Origin of the sequence: Pseudogulbenkiania sp. MAI-1 (genome assembly GCF_000527175.1) — a bacterium.
In the GTDB taxonomy this organism is placed as follows: domain Bacteria; phylum Pseudomonadota; class Gammaproteobacteria; order Burkholderiales; family Chromobacteriaceae; genus Pseudogulbenkiania.
In genome coordinates this window covers 1657118-1676309 of the sequence record NZ_AZUR01000001.1, presented here as the reverse complement: position 1 = coordinate 1676309, position 19192 = coordinate 1657118, and the positions used below count along the sequence as shown (strand labels likewise).

18 protein-coding genes are annotated in these 19192 nt (G+C 65.6%); 10 read left to right on the top strand and 8 right to left on the bottom strand.

The window, feature by feature from the left end:
- Window positions 1-47 precede the first annotated feature (47 nt).
- From PSEMAI1_RS0107770 to rpoE, 6 genes are all read right to left on the bottom strand, one after another.
- On the bottom strand, window positions 48-287 hold the full coding sequence (locus PSEMAI1_RS0107770; protein ID WP_024302332.1) for a glutaredoxin family protein: 240 nt from the start codon (window positions 285-287) through the stop codon (window positions 48-50).
- Entirely contained in the window at window positions 284-1708 is a 1425-nt protein-coding gene (locus tag PSEMAI1_RS0107765; protein WP_024302331.1) for a DegQ family serine endoprotease, read from the bottom strand. The genes PSEMAI1_RS0107770 and PSEMAI1_RS0107765 overlap by 4 nt, the downstream gene beginning before the upstream one ends.
- A 21-nt stretch (window positions 1709-1729) precedes the next feature.
- Window positions 1730-1864, bottom strand: coding sequence for a hypothetical protein (locus PSEMAI1_RS22295; RefSeq protein ID WP_255327046.1), 135 nt, complete (start codon window positions 1862-1864; stop codon window positions 1730-1732).
- Between the two features lie 97 nt (window positions 1865-1961).
- Complete coding sequence (locus PSEMAI1_RS0107760; RefSeq protein ID WP_024302330.1) at window positions 1962-2918, bottom strand: MucB/RseB C-terminal domain-containing protein; 957 nt, start codon at window positions 2916-2918, stop codon at window positions 1962-1964.
- A complete protein-coding gene (locus tag PSEMAI1_RS0107755; RefSeq protein ID WP_024302329.1) occupies window positions 2918-3424 on the bottom strand; it encodes a sigma-E factor negative regulatory protein in 507 nt (168 codons plus the stop codon). Before PSEMAI1_RS0107755 ends, PSEMAI1_RS0107760 begins: the two co-directional genes overlap by 1 nt.
- Window positions 3425-3426: 2 nt before the next feature.
- Complete coding sequence (gene rpoE / locus PSEMAI1_RS0107750) at window positions 3427-4026, bottom strand: RNA polymerase sigma factor RpoE (protein ID WP_024302328.1); 600 nt, start codon at window positions 4024-4026, stop codon at window positions 3427-3429.
- A gap of 414 nt (window positions 4027-4440) precedes the next feature.
- Here rpoE and prpB point away from each other — a divergent pair, with 414 nt between their 5' ends.
- From prpB to PSEMAI1_RS0107710, 8 genes are all read left to right on the top strand, one after another.
- Window positions 4441-5316 carry a methylisocitrate lyase gene (gene prpB, locus PSEMAI1_RS0107745; protein WP_024302327.1) on the top strand — a complete coding sequence of 292 codons (876 nt, stop codon included), beginning with the start codon at window positions 4441-4443 and terminating at the stop codon, window positions 5314-5316.
- A gap of 84 nt (window positions 5317-5400) precedes the next feature.
- Window positions 5401-6549, top strand: coding sequence for a 2-methylcitrate synthase (prpC, locus tag PSEMAI1_RS0107740; RefSeq protein ID WP_024302326.1), 1149 nt, complete (start codon window positions 5401-5403; stop codon window positions 6547-6549).
- Window positions 6550-6748: 199 nt separating this feature from the next.
- Window positions 6749-9358: a Fe/S-dependent 2-methylisocitrate dehydratase AcnD gene (gene acnD, locus PSEMAI1_RS0107735; protein ID WP_024302325.1), complete on the top strand. Its 2610-nt coding sequence runs from the start codon at window positions 6749-6751 to the stop codon at window positions 9356-9358.
- Window positions 9359-9485: 127 nt separating this feature from the next.
- Window positions 9486-10673, top strand: a complete 1188-nt coding sequence (gene prpF / locus PSEMAI1_RS0107730; RefSeq protein ID WP_024302324.1) for a 2-methylaconitate cis-trans isomerase PrpF — start codon at window positions 9486-9488, stop codon at window positions 10671-10673.
- 188 nt (window positions 10674-10861) lie between these two features.
- Window positions 10862-12328 carry a bifunctional 2-methylcitrate dehydratase/aconitate hydratase gene (locus PSEMAI1_RS0107725; RefSeq protein WP_024302323.1) on the top strand — a complete coding sequence of 489 codons (1467 nt, stop codon included), beginning with the start codon at window positions 10862-10864 and terminating at the stop codon, window positions 12326-12328.
- 172 nt (window positions 12329-12500) lie between these two features.
- Window positions 12501-13016, top strand: a complete 516-nt coding sequence (gene def, locus PSEMAI1_RS0107720) for a peptide deformylase (RefSeq protein WP_024302322.1) — start codon at window positions 12501-12503, stop codon at window positions 13014-13016.
- Between the two features lie 380 nt (window positions 13017-13396).
- Window positions 13397-14284 (top strand): phosphate/phosphite/phosphonate ABC transporter substrate-binding protein, encoded by an 888-nt coding sequence (locus PSEMAI1_RS0107715; protein ID WP_024302321.1) that lies wholly within the window; start codon window positions 13397-13399, stop codon window positions 14282-14284.
- The gene (locus PSEMAI1_RS0107710) at window positions 14281-16764 is read left to right on the top strand and encodes an EAL domain-containing protein (RefSeq protein WP_024302320.1); all 2484 of its coding nucleotides are present in this window, start codon (window positions 14281-14283) and stop codon (window positions 16762-16764) included. The genes PSEMAI1_RS0107715 and PSEMAI1_RS0107710 overlap by 4 nt, the downstream gene beginning before the upstream one ends.
- Window positions 16765-16831: 67 nt before the next feature.
- Here PSEMAI1_RS0107710 and PSEMAI1_RS0107705 read toward each other — a convergent pair whose 3' ends face one another.
- Window positions 16832-17443, bottom strand: coding sequence for a 3'-5' exonuclease (locus tag PSEMAI1_RS0107705; protein WP_024302319.1), 612 nt, complete (start codon window positions 17441-17443; stop codon window positions 16832-16834).
- Between the two features lie 19 nt (window positions 17444-17462).
- Window positions 17463-17666 (bottom strand): hypothetical protein, encoded by a 204-nt coding sequence (locus PSEMAI1_RS0107700; protein WP_024302318.1) that lies wholly within the window; start codon window positions 17664-17666, stop codon window positions 17463-17465.
- A gap of 173 nt (window positions 17667-17839) precedes the next feature.
- Here PSEMAI1_RS0107700 and PSEMAI1_RS0107695 point away from each other — a divergent pair, with 173 nt between their 5' ends.
- Together PSEMAI1_RS0107695 and PSEMAI1_RS0107690 are read left to right on the top strand one after the other, a co-directional pair.
- Window positions 17840-18199, top strand: coding sequence for a putative quinol monooxygenase (locus PSEMAI1_RS0107695; protein ID WP_024302317.1), 360 nt, complete (start codon window positions 17840-17842; stop codon window positions 18197-18199).
- 101 nt (window positions 18200-18300) lie between these two features.
- The gene (locus PSEMAI1_RS0107690; RefSeq protein WP_024302316.1) at window positions 18301-19185 is read left to right on the top strand and encodes a DMT family transporter; all 885 of its coding nucleotides are present in this window, start codon (window positions 18301-18303) and stop codon (window positions 19183-19185) included.
- Window positions 19186-19192: the final 7 nt, after the last annotated feature.

The following is a 19192-nucleotide window of genomic DNA, read 5'->3' as shown; positions in this document are numbered from 1 at the left end:
TTAAGGGCACGCTGGCGTGCCCTTGACAACTCACACTGGCGCGGATTTTAGCCGATTTCGCCAAGATGTGCAGCCAGCCGCTGAGTATCCAGATGGTAATGACAGATTTCGTTGTCGCCATCCATCAAGACCGGCACCAGTTCGTTGAAGCGCTCCTCCAGCACGGGGTCCGCGTCGACGTCGATCACGTCGAGCGCGAAGCCGTGCTTTTGCTGCCACGGCTGGAGTTCGGCCAGCATCTGGTGGCACAGGCTGCAATACTCGCGAAAATACAGCGTCAGCCTCATTTAATCTCCTCAACGGTCAGCGGCACGAACAGCGTCACACCACGCCGCAACACCTGCAGCGCGATGGTGCCGCCCTTGCGTACCGAGCGCAGCGCCTCGCGCAGCTGGCGCGCACTCCTCAGCGGTTCGTCGCCGACACCGACGATCACATCGCCCGGCGCCATGCCGGCGCGCGCCGCCGACCCGCTCGCCTTCTGCACCAGCAGGCCGTATTCGACGCCGAGCCGCCTGAGCTGCACCGGCGCCAGTTCGGACAACTCCAGGCCGATGGACGCCATGCGCTCGCCTTGCGGCTCGGTCGGTTTCTGCGGCTGGCGGAATTCGCGCTCGGCGATGCTCGGCGCCTCTTCCTGCAACTCTTCCAGTACCACGGTCACCACGCGGGACGTGCGATTGCGCCAGATTTCCAGCGCCACCGGCTTGCCCGGCCGGAGGGCGCCGATCAGGCGCGGCATGTCGGCCGAGGATTCGACCGGCTGGCCGTCGATCTTGCGCACGACGTCACCGACGCGCAGCCCGGCCCGATCCGCCGGGCCGCCCTTCTCGACCGAATTGATCAACGCCCCGGCCGTCACCCCACGCAAGCCGAACGACTCGGCCAGTTCCTGCGTCAGCTCCTGGATGGACACGCCGATACGGCCCCGGCTCACCTTGCCTTCCGCCTTGAGCTGTTCGGCCACCTTCACCGCCACGTCGATGGGGATGGCGAAGGAAATGCCCATGAAGCCGCCGGAGCGGCTGTAGATCTGCGAGTTGATGCCGACCACCTCACCCTTGAGGTTGAACAGCGGCCCGCCGGAATTGCCGGGGTTCACCGCGGCATCGGTCTGGATGAACGGCACGTAGTTTTCGTCCGGCAGGCTGCGACCCTTGGCCGAGACGATGCCAGAGGTGACCGAATTCTCGAAGCCGAACGGCGAACCGATGGCCAGCACCCACTCCCCGACCTTGAGGTTGGCCGACGAACCCAGATGCGCCACCGGCAAGCGGGTCGCATCGATCTTGAGCAGCGCCACGTCGGTACGGGCATCCGAGCCGATCAGCCGTGCCTTGAAGCTGCGCTTATCACCCAGCGTCACCGTGATCTCCTCGGCCTTTGCTACCACGTGCGAGTTGGTCAGCACGTAGCCGTCCGACGAGACGATGAAGCCCGAACCGAGCGAGCGTTCCTTGCGTTCTTGCTGCTGGGGCGGGGCGAAACGGCGGAAGAATTCGAAGAACGGGTCGCCGCTGAATTCCTCGGGCACGGCGTTGATGGTCGAGCGCACAGTCTGCGTGGTGCTGATGTTGACCACGGCCTTGCCTTCCTGCTCGACGATCTGGGTGAAGTCCGGTAGGGGGCGCGCCTCGGCGGCCCATACCGGCCCGGAAATCACGGCAGCTGCCAGCATGGCAGAGACAATCAGTTTTTGGACCGACATGTTTTCTCCAGCATGAAAGGTTCAGAAGGAAACTTGGCGGTGATGATCGGCTGAAATGCGGCCGAATGCCGATGACAGCAGGCAGATCGACCCACCGCCAGCAAGGGGAAGGAAGAAACCGGGCAGGCCAGCCGGCGGCACTGACAGGGCATTCATCGGCGCTCCTTCAGGGCCCCTCAGGGAGTGGAACGGGGAGGCTCCCATGCGCATGCCTGCCCCATTGCCAGTACGCGAGCCCGGATTTCAGCCATATTTATTTCTGGACGACCCGGATCGATTTGAGCAAGGACAGCATGCTGGCTTCGGGCAGGTCGCCGACCAGGGTCAGCTGCATGCCTCCCTGGCTGGTCGTCGCCATGCCGACGGCGCCGTACAGGGTACTCACCCGCTCGGCCCGCTGTTCGCCTGCCTGCGGCTCGATGAACAGCGACAGCATGACCAGGCCGTCGGTATACACCAGATGCCGCACCAGACGCTCGGCCTGCCCCGAGAGGCTGCGTTGCACGGCGCGGATCAGGCGGAAGCCGCTGGGCAGACCGCTGACCTCCACGCCCTCCACTCCCGTTCCGCTCGATGCCGCCGCGCTCGCGTTGCGGATCGGGAAGCTGAGCGAGTAATGCGGCTTGAACAGGCTGCGATCCTTCGGGGCGACCAGCTCGATCTCGGTGAACATGTACTGTTCGATCGGCTCCTGCGCCGGAGTCAGCGTCATGATCTTGAGCGGCAGCAGGCTGGTGCGATCGAGACAGAGCCGCATACCGTAACGCGCCTTGTCCTTGGCCTTGAGTTCGAGCCAATCGCATTCGCGCTGCGCCACCCGGTCGCCGGTCAGGCGTTTGAGCGTGTAGGACTCGGCAACGCCGGCCATGTCGTCCGGCAACAGGGCCGGGAACAGCCGCATCGCACTGACCTTGGCGGCCATCAGGGCCTTCTTGTCCGGGCCGTAGCCGATCAGCTCGTTGCCGTTGCGAACGATCTCGCGCGGCGTGCCGTCGAGCGACTGGCGCAACTCGATCACCCCTTCCGCCCCAGTGCCGCGCACGATGCTGAACGTTTCCACCACACCGCTCATCTGGTGCAGATAGGTACCGGTCAAGACTTGGTTGCGGCTTACCTGGGCGGATTTCTTCAGGGTCTGCCAGTCATCGGCGGCATGCGCCAATGCCGGCAAAGCGAAACAGACAATGGCAGTCAGGTGCTTCAGCCGCATCAATGGCGAACTCCATTGCCGAGCGAGACTTTCACCACATCAGGATCGGAAGCCAACTCCTGATGCGCCAGCAGATAAGGGTCTTCCCCATTGCCATTCGCCATCGGACCATTGGCCGGCTCCACCTGCTGAGCCACCTGCACCGGCACCCCCTTGTCGGCGGCAACCATGGCCGTACCCTGGTCGTTGACCGCCAGTTGCTGCCACGCCACCACGGCAGCAAAACTCATGCTCGCGGCCAGTGCCACGGCGCTGACGGTGCGCACGCGCCCCTCTCGCAGCCAGCGTCGCGGCGCCAGCACAGTCGGCTCCTCGGCCAGTCGGGCAGCCACCCGATGGCGCACGTTGATGCTGTTCAGGCCAGAGGCACGCATGGCATCACCGATCAGATGATACTCATCCCATGCTTCCTTCAACGACTCGTCGGTACTGGCGGCGGCAATGACCCTGGCAGCCTCCGGTCCATCGAGTTCGTTATCCACCAGTGCGGATAATGATTCTTTCATGCTTACCACCTTTTATTCTTGGCCGTATCAAGCAACGGCCGAAGCTCGGATGCGATTGCCTCGCGCGCCCGGAAGATGCGCGAACGAACCGTACCGATGGGACAATTCATCACCTTGGCAATTTCGTCGTAGGAAAGACCATCCATTTCCCGCAGCGAAATCGCCGTCCTCAGCTCCTCAGGAAGCGCCTCTACCGCTGCATTCACCGTGTTCAGGATTTCCTTGTTCATCAACTCCGATTCGGGGGTGTTGAGGTCGGGGAGCTGCGACGCCATGTCGAAACTCTCGCCATCCTCGTCCTCCACCTCACTGTTGATGACCGGGCGTCGCCCGCTGGCACTGAGGAAGTTCTTGGCGGTGTTGATGCCGATACGGTATAGCCAGGTATAAAACGCACTCTCGCCACGAAAGGATGGCAAGGCGCGGTATGCCTTGACGAAGGCCTCCTGCGTCACGTCTTCGATGTCTGCGCTGTCACGTAAAAACCGTGACAACAGCCGGGCCAAACGGCGCTGATACTTGCTGACAAGCAAATCGAACGCTCTTTTTTCACCTCGCTGCGCACGCTCCACCAACTGTTGATCGATTTCACGATCACTCATGTCGTTGTAATGCTCCCTGAATTGCCCACCGGTTTAATTGGTGTATTCACGTGGTGGACACGGTCTAGACCAGAGGGTGGGTGATGAGTTCCCACTGGTGGTGCTGAGCGAAACATAGCAGAGATAGGCCGGGACGGAAACGGCCTGCGGGGAGGACAAACCGGTCGTAGCCACCACGCCGGGACTGACCCAACCGGCCTTCCCTCGGCCTGACGACCGCCATCCCGGCATCCCTCCTTCCGAGTCATGACCGGCCCGCCGCATCCCGATCTGCGATTTATCCGGCGGTGGACGCCCATACCGTCTACCCTCTGGTTAAGGATGATGGCTTGAGGGTTTGTCACCCTTTACAAACCAACCAAGCACTTGCTAGAATCGGCTCACTCACTCAGACGACGCCAAGGAGAACGTGCGATGCAAACCCCGGGAAACCGCTTCAGACAGGCCGTAGAGCAGGAAAAACCGTTGCAGGTGATGGGCGCGGTGAACGCCTACGCCGCCCGCCTGGCCGAGCACGCCGGCTTCAAGGCGCTCTACCTCTCCGGCGGCGGCGTGGCGGCCTGCTCGTGCGGCATCCCCGACCTTGGCATCACCACGCTGGAAGACGTGCTGATCGACGTGCGCCGCATCACCGAGGTGACCGAACTGCCGCTGCTGGTGGACATCGACACCGGCTGGGGCGGCGCGTTCAACATCGCCCGCGCCATCCGCAGCCTGGAGAAGGCCGGCGCGGCCGCGGTGCACATCGAGGACCAGGTGCAGCAGAAGCGCTGCGGCCATCGCCCGAACAAGGCCATCGTGCCGAAGGACGAGATGGTCGACCGCATCAAGGCGGCGGTGGATGCACGCCGCGACGACAGCTTCGTGATCATGGCGCGTACCGACGCGCTGGCGGTGGAAGGCCTGGAGGCAGCGATCGAGCGCGCCGTGGCCTGCGTCGAAGCCGGCGCCGACATGATTTTCCCCGAGGCGATGACCGATCTGGCGATGTACAAGCAGTTTGCCGATGCCGTGAAGGTGCCGGTGCTGGCCAACATCACCGAGTTCGGCTCCACCCCGCTCTACACCACGCAGGAACTCGGCGCCAACGGGGTGTCGCTGGTGCTCTATCCGTTGTCGGCATTCCGCGCCATGAGCAAGGCGGCGCTGGAGGTGTACAGCGCGATCCGCCAGGACGGCACGCAGAAGAACGTGATCGACAAGATGCAGACGCGCATGGAGCTGTACGACCACCTCGGCTACCACGCCTACGAGCAGAAGCTGGATGCGTTGTTCAGCCAGGACAAGTAATCACAGACCGTATCGGGTTGGCCCGAAGACTCATCGAATAAACCGCAGGCCGCCCCACATTGCCTTTACATAGAGGAGAAGGAAATGAGTGAAGTCGTTCTTACCGCCAAACCGAAGAAATCGGTCGCCCTGTCCGGCGTGGCCGCTGGCAACACCGCGCTGTGCACCGTCGGCCGCAGCGGCAACGACCTGCACTACCGCGGCTACGATATCCTGGACCTGGCCGCCCACTGCGAATTCGAGGAGGTGGCCTACCTGCTGGTGCACGGCAAGCTGCCGAACCAGGCGGAACTGGCCGGCTACAAGAAGAAGCTGAAATCGCTGCGCGGCCTGCCCGCCTCGGTGAAGGCGGTGCTGGAGGCACTGCCCGCCGCCGCCCACCCGATGGACGTGATGCGCAGCGGCGTCTCGGCGCTGGGCTGCGCGCTGCCGGAGAAGGACGACCACAACATGGCCGGCGCGCGCGACATCGCCGACCGTCTGATGGCATCGCTGGGCTCGATGCTGCTCTACTGGTACCACTTCAGCCACAACGGCAAGCGCATCGAGGTGGAAACCGACGACGACTCCATCGGCGGCCACTTCCTGCACCTGTTGCACGGCGAGAAGCCGTCCGAGCAGTGGGTACGCGCCATGCACACCTCGCTCAACCTGTACGCCGAGCACGAGTTCAACGCCTCCACCTTCACCGCCCGCGTCATCGCCGGCACCGGCTCGGACATGTACAGCGCCATCACCGGCGCCATCGGCGCGCTGCGCGGCCCCAAGCACGGCGGCGCCAACGAGGTGGCGTTCGAGGTGCAGAAGCGCTACGAGAACCCGGACGAAGCCGAGGCGGACATCAAGGCCCGCGTCGAGCGCAAGGAAGTGGTGATCGGCTTCGGCCACCCGGTCTACACCATCGCCGACCCGCGCAACAAGGTGATCAAGGAAGTGGCGCGCGAACTCTCGCTGGCCGCCGGCGATACCAAGATGTTCGACATCGCCGAGCGCCTGGAGACGGTGATGTGGGACATCAAGAAGATGTTCCCCAACCTCGACTGGTTCTCGGCCGTGAGCTACCACATGATGGGCGTGCCGACCGCGATGTTCACCCCGCTGTTCGTCATCTCCCGCACCAGCGGCTGGAGCGCGCACGTGATCGAACAGCGCATCGACGGCAAGATCATCCGTCCGTCCGCCAACTACATCGGCCCGGAAGACCAGCCGTTCGTGCCGCTGAGCCAGCGCTGACACCCCCCTCCAGCCGGGCGCGCCGCGGCCCGCCCGGCACCGGCATCCTCATGACCGCTTCCAAGGCGGATGAAGATGTCGGGAGCGGATCGCCACCACCTGCCGGCGCGGCTGTACCGGCAGGCTGGCTGAAACATGGACGGAGGCGGCCGGCGAGCCGCCCCGCTGACACAGAATTTCACCCTCGGGCCTCGACACCATGAATACCGCATACCGCAAACCCCTGCCCGGCACCGCCCTGGATTACTTTGACACGCGTGCGGCGGTCGACGCCATCCAGCCCGGTGCCTACGACAAGCTGCCGTACACCTCGCGCGTACTGGCCGAACAGCTGGTACGCCGCTGCGACCCGGCACTGCTGACCGACGCATTGAAGCAGCTGATCGAACGCCGCCGCGACCTGGATTTCCCCTGGTACCCGGCACGCGTGGTGTGCCACGACATCCTGGGCCAGACCGCGCTGGTCGACCTGGCCGGCCTGCGCGACGCCATCGCCGAAAAAGGCGGCGACCCGGCCAAGGTGAACCCGGTGGTCCCCACCCAGCTCATCGTGGATCACTCGCTGGCAGTGGAATGCGGGGGCTACGATCCGGAGGCGTTCGAGAAAAACCGTGCCATTGAAGACCGCCGCAACGAGGACCGTTTCCACTTCATCGACTGGACGCGCACCGCGTTCAAGAACGTGGACGTGATCCCGGCGGGCAACGGCATCATGCACCAGATCAACCTGGAAAAGATGTCGCCGGTGATCCAGGCACGCGACGGCGTGGCCTTCCCCGATACCTGCGTCGGCACCGACAGCCACACCCCGCACGTGGACGCGCTGGGCGTGATTGCCATCGGCGTGGGCGGACTGGAAGCGGAAACCGTGATGCTGGGCCGCGCCTCGATGATGCGCCTGCCGGACATCGTCGGGGTGAAACTCACCGGCCAGCGCCAGCCCGGCATCACCGCCACCGACATCGTGCTGGCGCTCACCGAGTTCCTGCGCAAGGAGCGCGTGGTCGGCGCCTGGGTGGAATTCTTCGGCGACGGCGCGGCCAAGCTGAGCATCGGCGACCGCGCCACCATCTCCAATATGTGCCCGGAATACGGCGCCACCGCCGCGATGTTCTACATCGACGGGCAGACCATCGATTACCTGAAGCTCACCGGCCGCGAACCGGAGCAGGTGGCGCTGGTGGAAAACTACGCCAAACTCACCGGCCTGTGGGCCGACAGCCTGGCCCACGCTGAGTACGAACGCGTGCTGGAGTTCGACCTGTCCAGCGTGGTGCGCAACATGGCCGGCCCCTCCAACCCGCACAAGCGCCTGCCGACCTCGGCCCTGGCCGAACGCGGCATCGCCGACGAAGCCAAGCTGCAGGCGGCTCGCGCCGAGGAAGCCCAGGGTCTGCTGCCGGATGGCGCGGTGATCATCGCCGCCATCACCAGCTGCACCAACACCTCGAACCCCCGCAACGTGGTGGCGGCCGGTCTGCTGGCGAAGAAAGCCAATGCGCTGGGGCTGGTACGCAAGCCGTGGGTGAAGACCTCGTTCGCGCCCGGCTCCAAGGTGGCCAAGCTGTATCTGGAAGAAGCCGGCCTGCTGCCGGAGCTGGAAAAACTGGGGTTTGGCATCGTGGCCTACGCCTGCACCACCTGTAACGGCATGTCCGGCGCACTGGACCCGAAAATCCAGCAGGAAATCATCGATCGCGACCTGTACGCCACCGCCGTGCTGTCCGGCAACCGCAACTTCGACGGCCGCATCCACCCCTACGCCAAGCAGGCCTTCCTGGCCTCGCCGCCCTTGGTGGTGGCCTACGCCATTGCCGGCACCATCCGCTTCGACATCGAGCAGGATGCGCTGGGCTACGACAAGGACGGCAAGGCCATCACCCTGAAAGACCTGTGGCCGAGCGACGAGGAAATCGACGCCATCGTGGCGCGCTGCGTGAAGCCGGAGCAGTTCAAGCAGATCTATATCCCGATGTTCGATCTGGGCGCGGTGGAAGAAGCCAAGAGCCCGTTGTACGACTGGCGCCCGATGTCCACCTACATCCGCCGCCCACCGTACTGGGAAGGCGCACTGGCCGGCGAGCGCACGCTCAAGGGCATGCGTCCGCTGGCACTGCTGCCGGACAACATCACCACCGACCATCTGTCGCCGTCCAACGCCATCCTGGCCAACTCGGCCGCCGGCGAATACCTGGCGAAAATGGGCCTGCCGGAGGAGGACTTCAACTCCTACGCCACCCACCGCGGCGACCACCTCACGGCGCAGCGCGCCACCTTCGCCAACCCGCAGTTGGTGAACGAGATGGCCGTGGTAGACGGCGAGGTGAAGCGCGGCTCGCTGGCACGCGTGGAGCCGGACGGCAAGGTGATGCGCATGTGGGAAGCCATCGAGACCTACATGGAGCGCCGGCAGCCGCTGATCATCGTGGCCGGCGCCGACTATGGCCAGGGCTCCTCGCGCGACTGGGCCGCCAAGGGCGTGCGCCTGGCGGGGGTGGAAGCCATCGTCGCCGAAGGCTTCGAGCGCATCCACCGCACCAACCTGATCGGCATGGGTGTGCTGCCGCTGGAGTTCAAGCCAGGCGTCACCCGCAAGACCCTGGGCCTCGACGGCACCGAAACCTACGACGTGATCGGTGAGCGCCAGCCGCGCGCCGACCTGACGCTGGTGATCCACCGCAAGAACGGCGAGACCGTGCAGGTGCCGGTGACCTGCCGTCTGGACACCGCGGAAGAAGTGTCGATCTATGAAGCCGGCGGCGTGCTGCAGCGCTTCGCCAAGGACTTCCTGGAAGGTGCCAGCGCCTGACGGCAGCCTTGCAACCGGCCTTGAACAGACCGGGTGGGGGCGGCCGACAGGCCATACCCACCCACTTCAGGATGATGGGTTACGCTACGCTTCACCCATCCTATGCATGATTTTGTCAGGACTCACCATGGCTCATCTTCCCCAGATCCGCATTCCAGCCACCTACATCCGCGGCGGCACCAGCAAGGGCGTGTTCTTCCGCCTGCAGGACCTGCCGGAACGCTGCCAGGTGCCCGGCCCGGCGCGCGACAAGCTGTTCATGCGCGTGATCGGCAGCCCCGACCCCTACTCCGCCCACATCGACGGCATGGGTGGCGCCACCTCCAGCACCAGCAAGTGCGTGATCCTGTCGAAAAGCACCCAGCCCGACCACGACGTGGACTACCTGTACGGCCAGGTCGCCATCGACAAGGCTTTCGTGGACTGGAGCGGCAACTGCGGCAACCTCTCCACCGCCGCCGGCGCCTTCGCCATCCATGCCGGCCTGGTCGACCCGGCACGCATTCCGGACAACGGCGTGTGCGTGGTACGCATCTGGCAGGCCAACATCCAGAAAACCATCATCGCCCACGTGCCGGTCACCAACGGCCAGGTGCAGGAGACCGGCGATTTCGAGCTGGACGGCGTGACCTTCCCGGCCGCGGAGATCGTGCTGGAATTCCTCGATCCGTCCGATGACGGCGACGAGGGCGGCGCCATGTTCCCCACCGGCAAGCTGGTGGACGAGCTGGAGGTGCCCGGCGTCGGCACTCTCAAGGCCACCATGATTGCCGCCGGCATCCCCACCGTGTTCGTCAACGCGGCCGACATCGGCTACACCGGCACCGAGCTGCGCGAGGACATCAACACCGACCCCGCCGCGCTGGCGAAATTCGAGGCCATCCGCGTGGCCGGCGCGCTGAAGATGGGCCTGATCAAGTCGCCGGAAGAGGCCGCCACGCGCCAGCACACGCCGAAGATTGCCTTCGTCGCCCCCCCCACCGACTACACCGCCTCGAGCGGCAAAGAGATCAAGGCGGACGAGATCGACCTCCTGGTGCGCGCGCTGTCGATGGGCAAGCTGCACCACGCCATGATGGGCACGGCCGCCGTGGCCATCGGCACCGCGGCAGCGATACCGGGTACGCTGGTCAACCTGGCTGCCGGCGGCGGCGAGCGCCAGGCGGTGCGCTTCGGCCACCCCTCCGGCACATTGCGTGTCGGCGCGGAAGCCAGGCAGATCGACGGCCAGTGGACCGTGACCAAGGCCATCATGAGCCGCAGCGCCCGCGTGCTGATGGAAGGCTGGGTGAGGGTGCCGGGCGACGCGTTCTGAGCACGAGCCAGGGCAGCAGGCGGGCTACACTGTAAGACAGCGACGGTCCGTTCACCCAGTTTCGGCCACTTGGCCGAGGCGGATGATCGGGCCTGCTTGCCGTGCGGCAGCGTCAACCCGGCTCGTCCTTGTGCCGCCCCCTGGCGCAAGGACGGCGACTGGCGCTATATCCGCGCAAGGAGGAACGCATGTCTGCCCCTGTTTCCAATATTCGCCCCGACGCCGATCAGGTTCTCGTCGACATCGCCGACTACGTCGCCGATTACGCCATCGACTCCGCCGAAGCCTGGAACACTGCCCGCCTGTGCCTGATGGATACCTTGGGCTGCGGACTGGAAGCGCTGTCCTACCCCGCCTGCACCAAGCTGCTGGGGCCGATCGTGCCGGGCACCGTCGTGCCCAACGGCGCCAGGGTGCCCGGCACCCAGTTCCAGCTCGACCCGGTGCAGGCGGCCTTCAACATCGGCGCGATGATCCGCTGGCTCGACTTCAACGACACCTGGCTCGCCGCCGAGTGGGGGCATCCCTCCGACAACCTGGGCGGCATCCTCGCCACCGCCGACTGGGTCTCGCGCGAGCGCCTCGCCCGCGGCCAGACGCCGCTGACCATGCGGGACGTGCTGGAGGGCATGATCAAGGCACACGAGATCCAAGGCTGTCTCGCGCTGGAGAACAGCTTCAACCAGGTCGGCCTCGACCACGTGGTGCTGGTGAAAGTGGCATCCGCCGCCGTCTGTGCCAGGCTGATGGGCGCCAGCAAGGAAGAGGTCGTCAACGCCGTGAGTCAGGCCTTCGTCGATGGCCAGAGCCTGCGCACCTACCGCCACGCCCCGAACACCGGCTCGCGCAAGTCGTGGGCGGCCGGTGACGCCACCAGCCGCGCGGTGCGACTGGCGCTGTTCAGCCTGAAGGGCGAGATGGGCATTCCCAGCGTGCTCACGGCCAAAACCTGGGGCTTCTACGAGGTACTGTTCAAGGGCAAGCCGTTCACGTTCCAACGCAGGTCTGATAACCAGATTTACGGCAGCTACGTGATGGAGAAGGTGCTGTTCAAGATATCGTTCCCGGCCGAGTTCCATGCGCAGACCGCCGTCGAGTGCGCGATGACGCTGCACGGCAAGCTGGCCGAGTTGGGCAAGTCCGCTGCCGACATCCAACGGATCACCATCCGCACCCACGCGGCCTGCCTGCGCATCATCGACAAGAAGGGGCCGCTGGCGAACCCGGCCGACCGCGATCACTGCATCCAGTACATGGTGGCGGTGCCGCTGATCTTCGGCCGCCTGACCGCCGCCGACTACGAGGACGACGTCGCCGCCGACCCGCGCATCGACGTGCTGCGCGGCAAGATCGAGTGCGCCGAGGACCCGGCCTTCACCCGCGACTACCACGATCCGGACAAGCGCAGCATCGCCAATGCGCTGACCGTCACCCTGAACGACGGCAGCGTGCTCGACGAAGTGGTGTGCGAATACCCAATCGGCCACCAGCGCCGCCGCGCCGAGGGCATCCCGCTGCTGGAGGCCAAGTTCAAGACCAACCTGGCGCGCCGCTTCCCGGCCAAGCAGCAGGCGGCGATCTTCGCGCTGTGCAACGACGCCGAGAAGCTCATGGCCACGCCGGTGAACGTCTTCACCGATATGTGGGTGATCTGAGGTAGAGCGGCAGAAAAGGGGCGGCTGGCCTTGGGGGCGAGGCCGGCCGAAGCGGGAGACGAAACCGCTCCGCCGTGAGGGCTCACCATGGATTGCCTGGTGGCGCAGCGCACGGGTTTTGCGCTATCGTTTTCAAGCTTGGAGGCACCCTCCCCCTATTGAAGACAACACCATGAAACGCGACTTCCTCCCGCAAGACCACCCGATGCTGCGCCAGCATGCGGCACCGGTGACCGCGTTCGACACGCCGGAACTGCATGACCTGGTGCAGGACATGTTCGACACCCAGTTCGCCGGCAACGGGGTGGGGCTGGCGGCACCGCAGATCGGCGTGCCGCTGCGCGTCATCGTGTTCGCCTACGCCGGTGGCGAACGCGCACCCGGCGCGCCGGAGATTCCGCCGACGGTGCTGATCAACCCGGAAATCACCCCCGAATCCGGACAGCTGGAGGAGGACTGGGAGGGCTGCTTCAGCGTCCCGGGGCGCCGCGAGCAGGTACCGCGCTGGCATGCCATCCGATACCGCGCCCAGGATCTCCAGGGCAGCCCGGTCGAGGGCCGGGCCGAAGGTTTCCACGCCCGCATCATCCAGCACGAGGTCGACCACCTGAACGGCACGCTCTTCATCGACCGCCTGCCACCCGGCGCCGCCGACACGCCACCCACCACACCGGGACCGGCCGAATAAATGCCCCCTTCCCCATGACAATAAGCCTTGCGGCCAGTCCGGATAGCACCGGGTCTGGCCGCAAGGCTTTTAGGCGATAGCCGCGGGCCGTCCCGGCGCGTCAACGCGCCGAACTTGCGGCTGGACGCTGCCTGCAAACGGGCAGGGTGAAGCGATAGCCAATCATCGCCCGTCTCCCCCACATCACGACGACAAAGCCTTTGCCGGACGGCAAAGACGGATGGGGCCATCCTCATCCCAACCCGCAACGGCTCATACCGCCGCCCGAAAGACCCTTTCGTCATCGCGGCGATAGACTCCGTTCCCTCGTTGTTATATGGTTGCCTGTTTCTGCCGTGTGCATGAAAACAAGCAACGCTCCGGCTGCATGGAACAACAATATGACCCTGACAAAAACCTTGCAAGGACTGCTGCTGGCGCTGGCACTCATCACCAGCGGCGGTCGTGCCCTGGCCAATGGCCCGACACTGCGCGTTGGCATCGTCAGCGACAACCCGCAGGGCGCCATCGCCAAAATGACGCCGCTGACCAAACAATTGGCGGGCCAGCTCTCGTCGCTGGGCATCAACGAGGGGCAAACCGTGGTGGCCCAGGACCCTGCGGCCATGGCCCGGAAGCTCAAGGCCGGCGAGGTGGACCTGGTGCTGGGCAGCGCCTACACGATCATCAAGCTGAATGAGCTGGCGGGGGCGGAACCGTCCTCGCTGCTGTTCTGGCGCAAGGGGGTGCGTACCTACCACACGCTGTTCTTCGTGCGTCGCGATAGCGCCATCCAGTCGCTAAACGACCTGAAAGGCAAAGCCATCGCCTTCGAAGACCCCTACTCCACTTCGGCCTTCGTCATGCCGCGGGCCGAACTGGCCTTGCAGGGGCTGACCGCCGTCCCCAAGGCCCAGGCCGGTGCCAACAGCGTCGGCTACGTCTTTGCCGAGCAAGAACTCAACCAGGCGTTCCTGGTTGCCGAGAAGCGCACCGATGCCGGCGCCTTCAACAACAACGACTGGGACAAGCTGCCTGCCAAGCTACAGGCCGAACTGCGCGTCATCCACCGCACCCGGCCGATACTGCGCTGGCTGGCGTGCTTCGCTCCCCGCACCCCTGCTCGGCTGCGGCAGGCGGTGGAATCGGCACTGCTGGGGATGGAAGGACAACCCGATGGCTTGAAGGCACTGGAGGCAGACCACATCAAGCGCGTCGAGCGGATGACGCCCGCCGACCGCGAATCGCTTGATTACGTCAGACGCATCGTGGCGACTTCTGGACGATGAAGCATCGCGCCGCACTTGGTCGCCGCTATGCGCTCTATATCGGCGGCACCTGTTTTGCCGCGCTGTCGCTGCTGCTGGTGGCGATGGCGGCTATCGTCTTTTCGGACGGGGCGTCTCTGCGCGACCGCCTGAAACAGCAGCTGCATGCCGATTACATCCAGGAGCAACAGGCCGAGCGCAGGCAACTGGCCGCCTATATCGGCAGGGAGTTCTTCAACCCGCTCTACCAGCTCGACATCGACTACATCAACAAGCGCATCCGGCGGATGAAGGCCGAGCTACCCATCGAGCAATTCCTGGTCGCCGATGCCAGTGGCAAGGTGCTGACCGACGGCAGCGCCGCCAACCCGGCCTACGGCACGCACCTCGGCACCGGCGCCACGGCCGGCAGCCACCGGCTCAGCCGCTTCCCCATCGTCTCGTCCGACGGACAGGTGATAGGCTACGGCGCCATCCTCTGGTCTGACCACCCACTGCAACAGGCACTGGCACGGCAGGATGGGCAGATAGCCGCCACCTGGCACGCGCTCATCCAGCGCTTTCTGCTGCTGGGCGGGCTAGGCCTGCCGGTGCTGGCGCTGATCGCACTGGCCGTCGGTACGCGGCTGTCGCGGCGACTAAGCGCACCGCTGCTGAGACTGCGCGATGCCGCAAGGCGGGTAGCCGAGGGCGACCTCGACGTTCAGGTCGATACCAATACCGCCGACGAGATGGCCGAGCTGACACGGGACTTCAACCACATGGTGCATCGCCTGCGCAAGACCACCGTCTCGCGTGATACGCTGCGCAAGTCCGAGGCCCGCTTCCGCAGCCTGGTCGAAGTCAGCTTCGACGGCATCGTGCTCACCGACGAGAGCGGGCTGGTGCTCTATGCCTCGCCGGCGGCGGAAAGCATGACCGGTTACCGGAATGGCGAACTCACCGGCCAGCCCATCGCCACGCTGCTGGCCGAGAGCGAGCAGACCTCCTTCGCCGCCGCCCTCGATCAAGTCCTGCAGGGTCGGCCGCTCAAGGGTGCGGCACTGGAAGTCCGGGACAAGCAGGGCCGCGCCCTGTCGCTCGAGATCAATGCGGTGCCGGTCAGGGGCGACGCTGGCGTGCCAGGGATCCAGCTGGTCCTGCGCGACGTCAGCGAGCGCCTGCGCCAGCAACGACAGCTGGAATACCAGGCAAACTACGACTCGCTGACCGGTCTCTCGAACCGCAGCCACCTGGCCAGCCGGCTGACCGGCACGCTGGAGCTGGCACGCGACAACGGTATGCTCGCTGCCATCCTGCTGCTCGACCTGGACCGCTTCAAGACGATCAACGACAGCTTGGGACACGGCATCGGCGATGGCGTACTTCAGGAAGTGGCCCGTCGCCTCAAGGGGTGCATGCGCGACATGGATACGGTGGCGCGCCTGGGCGGCGACGAGTTCGTGCTGGTGGCGGCCAATCTTGACGACAGCGACGCCGCCGGCCGCGTCGCCGAACGGGTGATCCAGGTGTTTACCCAACCCTTCAACGTAGGCGGCCACGACCTGCTGATCACCCCCAGCATCGGCATCAGCCTCTACCCCCAGGACGGCGAAGATGCGGAAGTACTGCTGAGCAACGCCGACGCCGCGATGTACCGCGTCAAGAGCCAGGGCCGCCACGGCGTTGCCTTCTACACGCCGGAAATGAGCCTGCACGCGATGGAGCGGCTGGAACTGGAGACGGCCCTGCAGCAGGCGCTCAGGAACGAAGAATTCACCCTGCACTACCAGCCCCGGTTCGCGCAGGACGGTCGCCGCCTTCTCAGCGCCGAGGCCCTGATACGCTGGCAGCGGCCGGGAAATGGCCTGGTGCCGCCGGCTCAGTTCATCCCACTGGCCGAAGAAACCGGCCTGATCGTTCCTCTCGGCGCCTGGGCGTTGCGCACCGCCTGCACCCATTGCCGGGCCTGGCAGGAGGCTGGCTGGCCAGGAGTCAGCGTTGCGGTCAACGTCTCCGTCCGGCAGTTCCACAACGACGACATTGTGGCCCTGTGCCGTCAGGTGCTGGCCGAAACCGGCCTGCCGCCCCACCTGCTGGAACTGGAGATCACCGAAACCCTGGCCATGGTCAACCCGGCGGCCACCATCGCCACGCTGCAGGAGCTGAAGGCGCTGGGGCTGCGGATCTCGCTGGACGACTTTGGCACCGGTTATTCCTCGCTGAACCAGCTCAAACGCTTTCCCATCGATAGCCTGAAAATCGATCGCTCCTTCGTCAAGGACATCACCACCGACCCCGACGATGCCACCATCACCGTCACCATCATCGCCATGGCCCACGCCATGGGACTGTCGGTCATTGCCGAAGGGGTGGAAACGGAAGAGCAGGCCGATTTCCTGCGCCAGCACCGCTGCGACGAGTTCCAGGGCTACTACTTCGGCCACCCCTTGCCGCTGGACACTCTGCTACCCCAGTCCGGATCAGCTGAGCGGCCCAACGATCACGTCGTTCCGACTTGACGACCGACGCCAAACGGCTGGCGTACCCCAGCATGAGGCCATGAGCCCCACCGCCAACCACGGCACCTCAGCCCTGCGCCATCCGCCTCAGATACTCCGGCACCTGCTTCGCCGCCACCTTTTGCAGCCCGCACAGCAGCTGATGCGACACGTGACCCACACCATGCTGGGCCCGCAGCACCTGCGCCAGGTGCCCCATCAGGTTGGCGGCCATTTCGGCGTCGGCCAGCGCGCGGTGCGCCTGTCCGGTGGCCGGCAAGCCGGCCCAGCGCGTCAGCGTGCCGAGCTGGTGATTGGGCGCCGCCGGTAGCAGGCGCCGCGCCAGCAGCAGGGTGCAGGCGAAGTCCTGCTTGCGGGTGTGGCCCAGCCGGGCCAGCTCAAAGTCCCAGAACTTGCGGTCGAACGCAGCGTTGTGCGCCACCAGCGGCGTGTCGCCGACGAACTCGGCGGCCTCGCGCATCACCGTGTCGGCCGGCGGCGCGCTCTTCAGCATGGCGTTGCTGATGCCGGTGAGCCGCTCGATCTCCGGCGGCACCCGCACCCCGGCGTTCATCAGGCTCTGGAAGCGGCCTGTCACCCGGCCATGCTCCAGCAGCACCACCGCGATTTCGGTGGCGCGGCAGCCGACGCCGGGGCTCAGCCCGGTGGTCTCGAAGTCGATGACGGCAACGCGCTCCATGCCGCCCTTGCCCTGTCGCTCAATCATTCAGTGCCGCCTTGGCTGCCTCTTCCGGCGTCAACCCGTCGTAGAACTGGTCGGTGTACCACTCGGCCTGTTCCTCGATATGTTCCTGCGCCTCGCGTGGCGTGGCGCCGGCGGCCACCAGAAGGGCTTCGACCTCGGCGCACCACTCCAGCAATGCGCGGGTTTCCGGATCGAGATCCTTGTCTTTTTTTGCCATGACGATTCGCGTCCTGTAGGGGGAGTCGAAAAAAACGATGCGGCATTGTACGCGATCCGGCGCGGCGCAGAGTCGCGTGCGCTATCGTTAGGGCAGAACGAGGAGAGCGACGGGATGGACATCCCCCCGCTGAGGCGGGCGCAGGGCGCCGCAATAGCCACAAGGAGAAGAATATGAACCACGAGGTGTACTGGCTGCTGGAGCTGGCCATCCAGCCCGGCAAGCGCAGCGAGTTCCACCAATTGATGAGCGACATGATCGACGTCACCCAGGCCAACGAGCCCGACACGCTGAACTACGAATGGAGCATCAGCGCCGACGGTACGGCCTGTCACATCTACGAGCGCTACCAGGATTCGGCGGCGGTGCTGATTCACCTGAGCACGTTCGGCACCCACTTCGCCGATCGCTTCTTCGCCTTGCTGACCCCGACCCGCTTCGTCATCTACGGCTCGCCCAGCGCCGAACTGAAACAGGCGCTGGCCGGTTTCAACCCGACCTATCTGACAGCGGTTGGCGGCTTCCACCGCTGACTCCAGCCCATACCAAAGTTGGCCGCGCACACAACCGTTCGGCCAACCTTTTGTGTCCGACTCCTTCTACAATGGGGCATTCTTCATTGCGAGGAACCTCCATGTCGACCAGTCTTGCCACCGTAGCCACCGCCCCGCTCTCGCGCCAGCGCGTCGCCGCGCTCACCGTACTGGCCATGACGGCGTTTGCCGGCAACTCGCTGCTGTGCCGCCAGGCACTGAAGCACACCGCCATCGACCCCGCCACCTTCACCACGCTGCGGCTCGTCTCTGGCGCACTGGTGCTGTGGCTAATCGTGCGCCTACGCGGCGATAGCGGCGTCGGCCGCGGCCGCTGGCGCTCGGCACTGGCCTTGTTTCTTTATGCCGCCGGCTTCTCGTTCGCCTACGTCAGCCTGTCAGCGGCCACCGGTGCCCTGCTGCTGTTCGGCGCGGTGCAGGCGACGATGATCGGGGTCGGGCTGGCCAAGGGCGAACGATTGAGCGGCCGGCAGCTCGTCGGACTGGTGGCGGCGCTGGGCGGGCTGGCGGGCCTGCTGCTGCCGGGTTTGGCGGCCCCGCCGCTGGCGGGAGCGGTGATGATGCTGCTGGCCGGCGTGGCCTGGGGCGCCTATTCGCTGCTCGGCAAGGGTGCGGGCGATCCGACCAGGGTGACGGCCGGCAACTTCCTGCGTGCGGTACCGCTGGCGATCTCGCTGAGCCTGCTGCTGATGCCGGCGGCGTCGTGGGACACCGCCGGCACCGTGTACGCGCTGCTGTCCGGCGCGCTGGCCTCGGGGGTCGGCTACGCCGTCTGGTACACCGCTCTGCGCGGGCTCTCCGCCACCAGCGCGGCCACGGTGCAGCTCACCGTGCCGGTCATCGCCGCGGCCGGCGGCGTCGTGCTGCTCGGCGAGCCGCTGACGCTGCGCCTGGTGCTGGCGTCGGTCGCCATTCTCGGCGGGGTGTGGCTGGTGATCGCTGGCAAGCGGGCGGGCAGCCGGTGACGGGGAG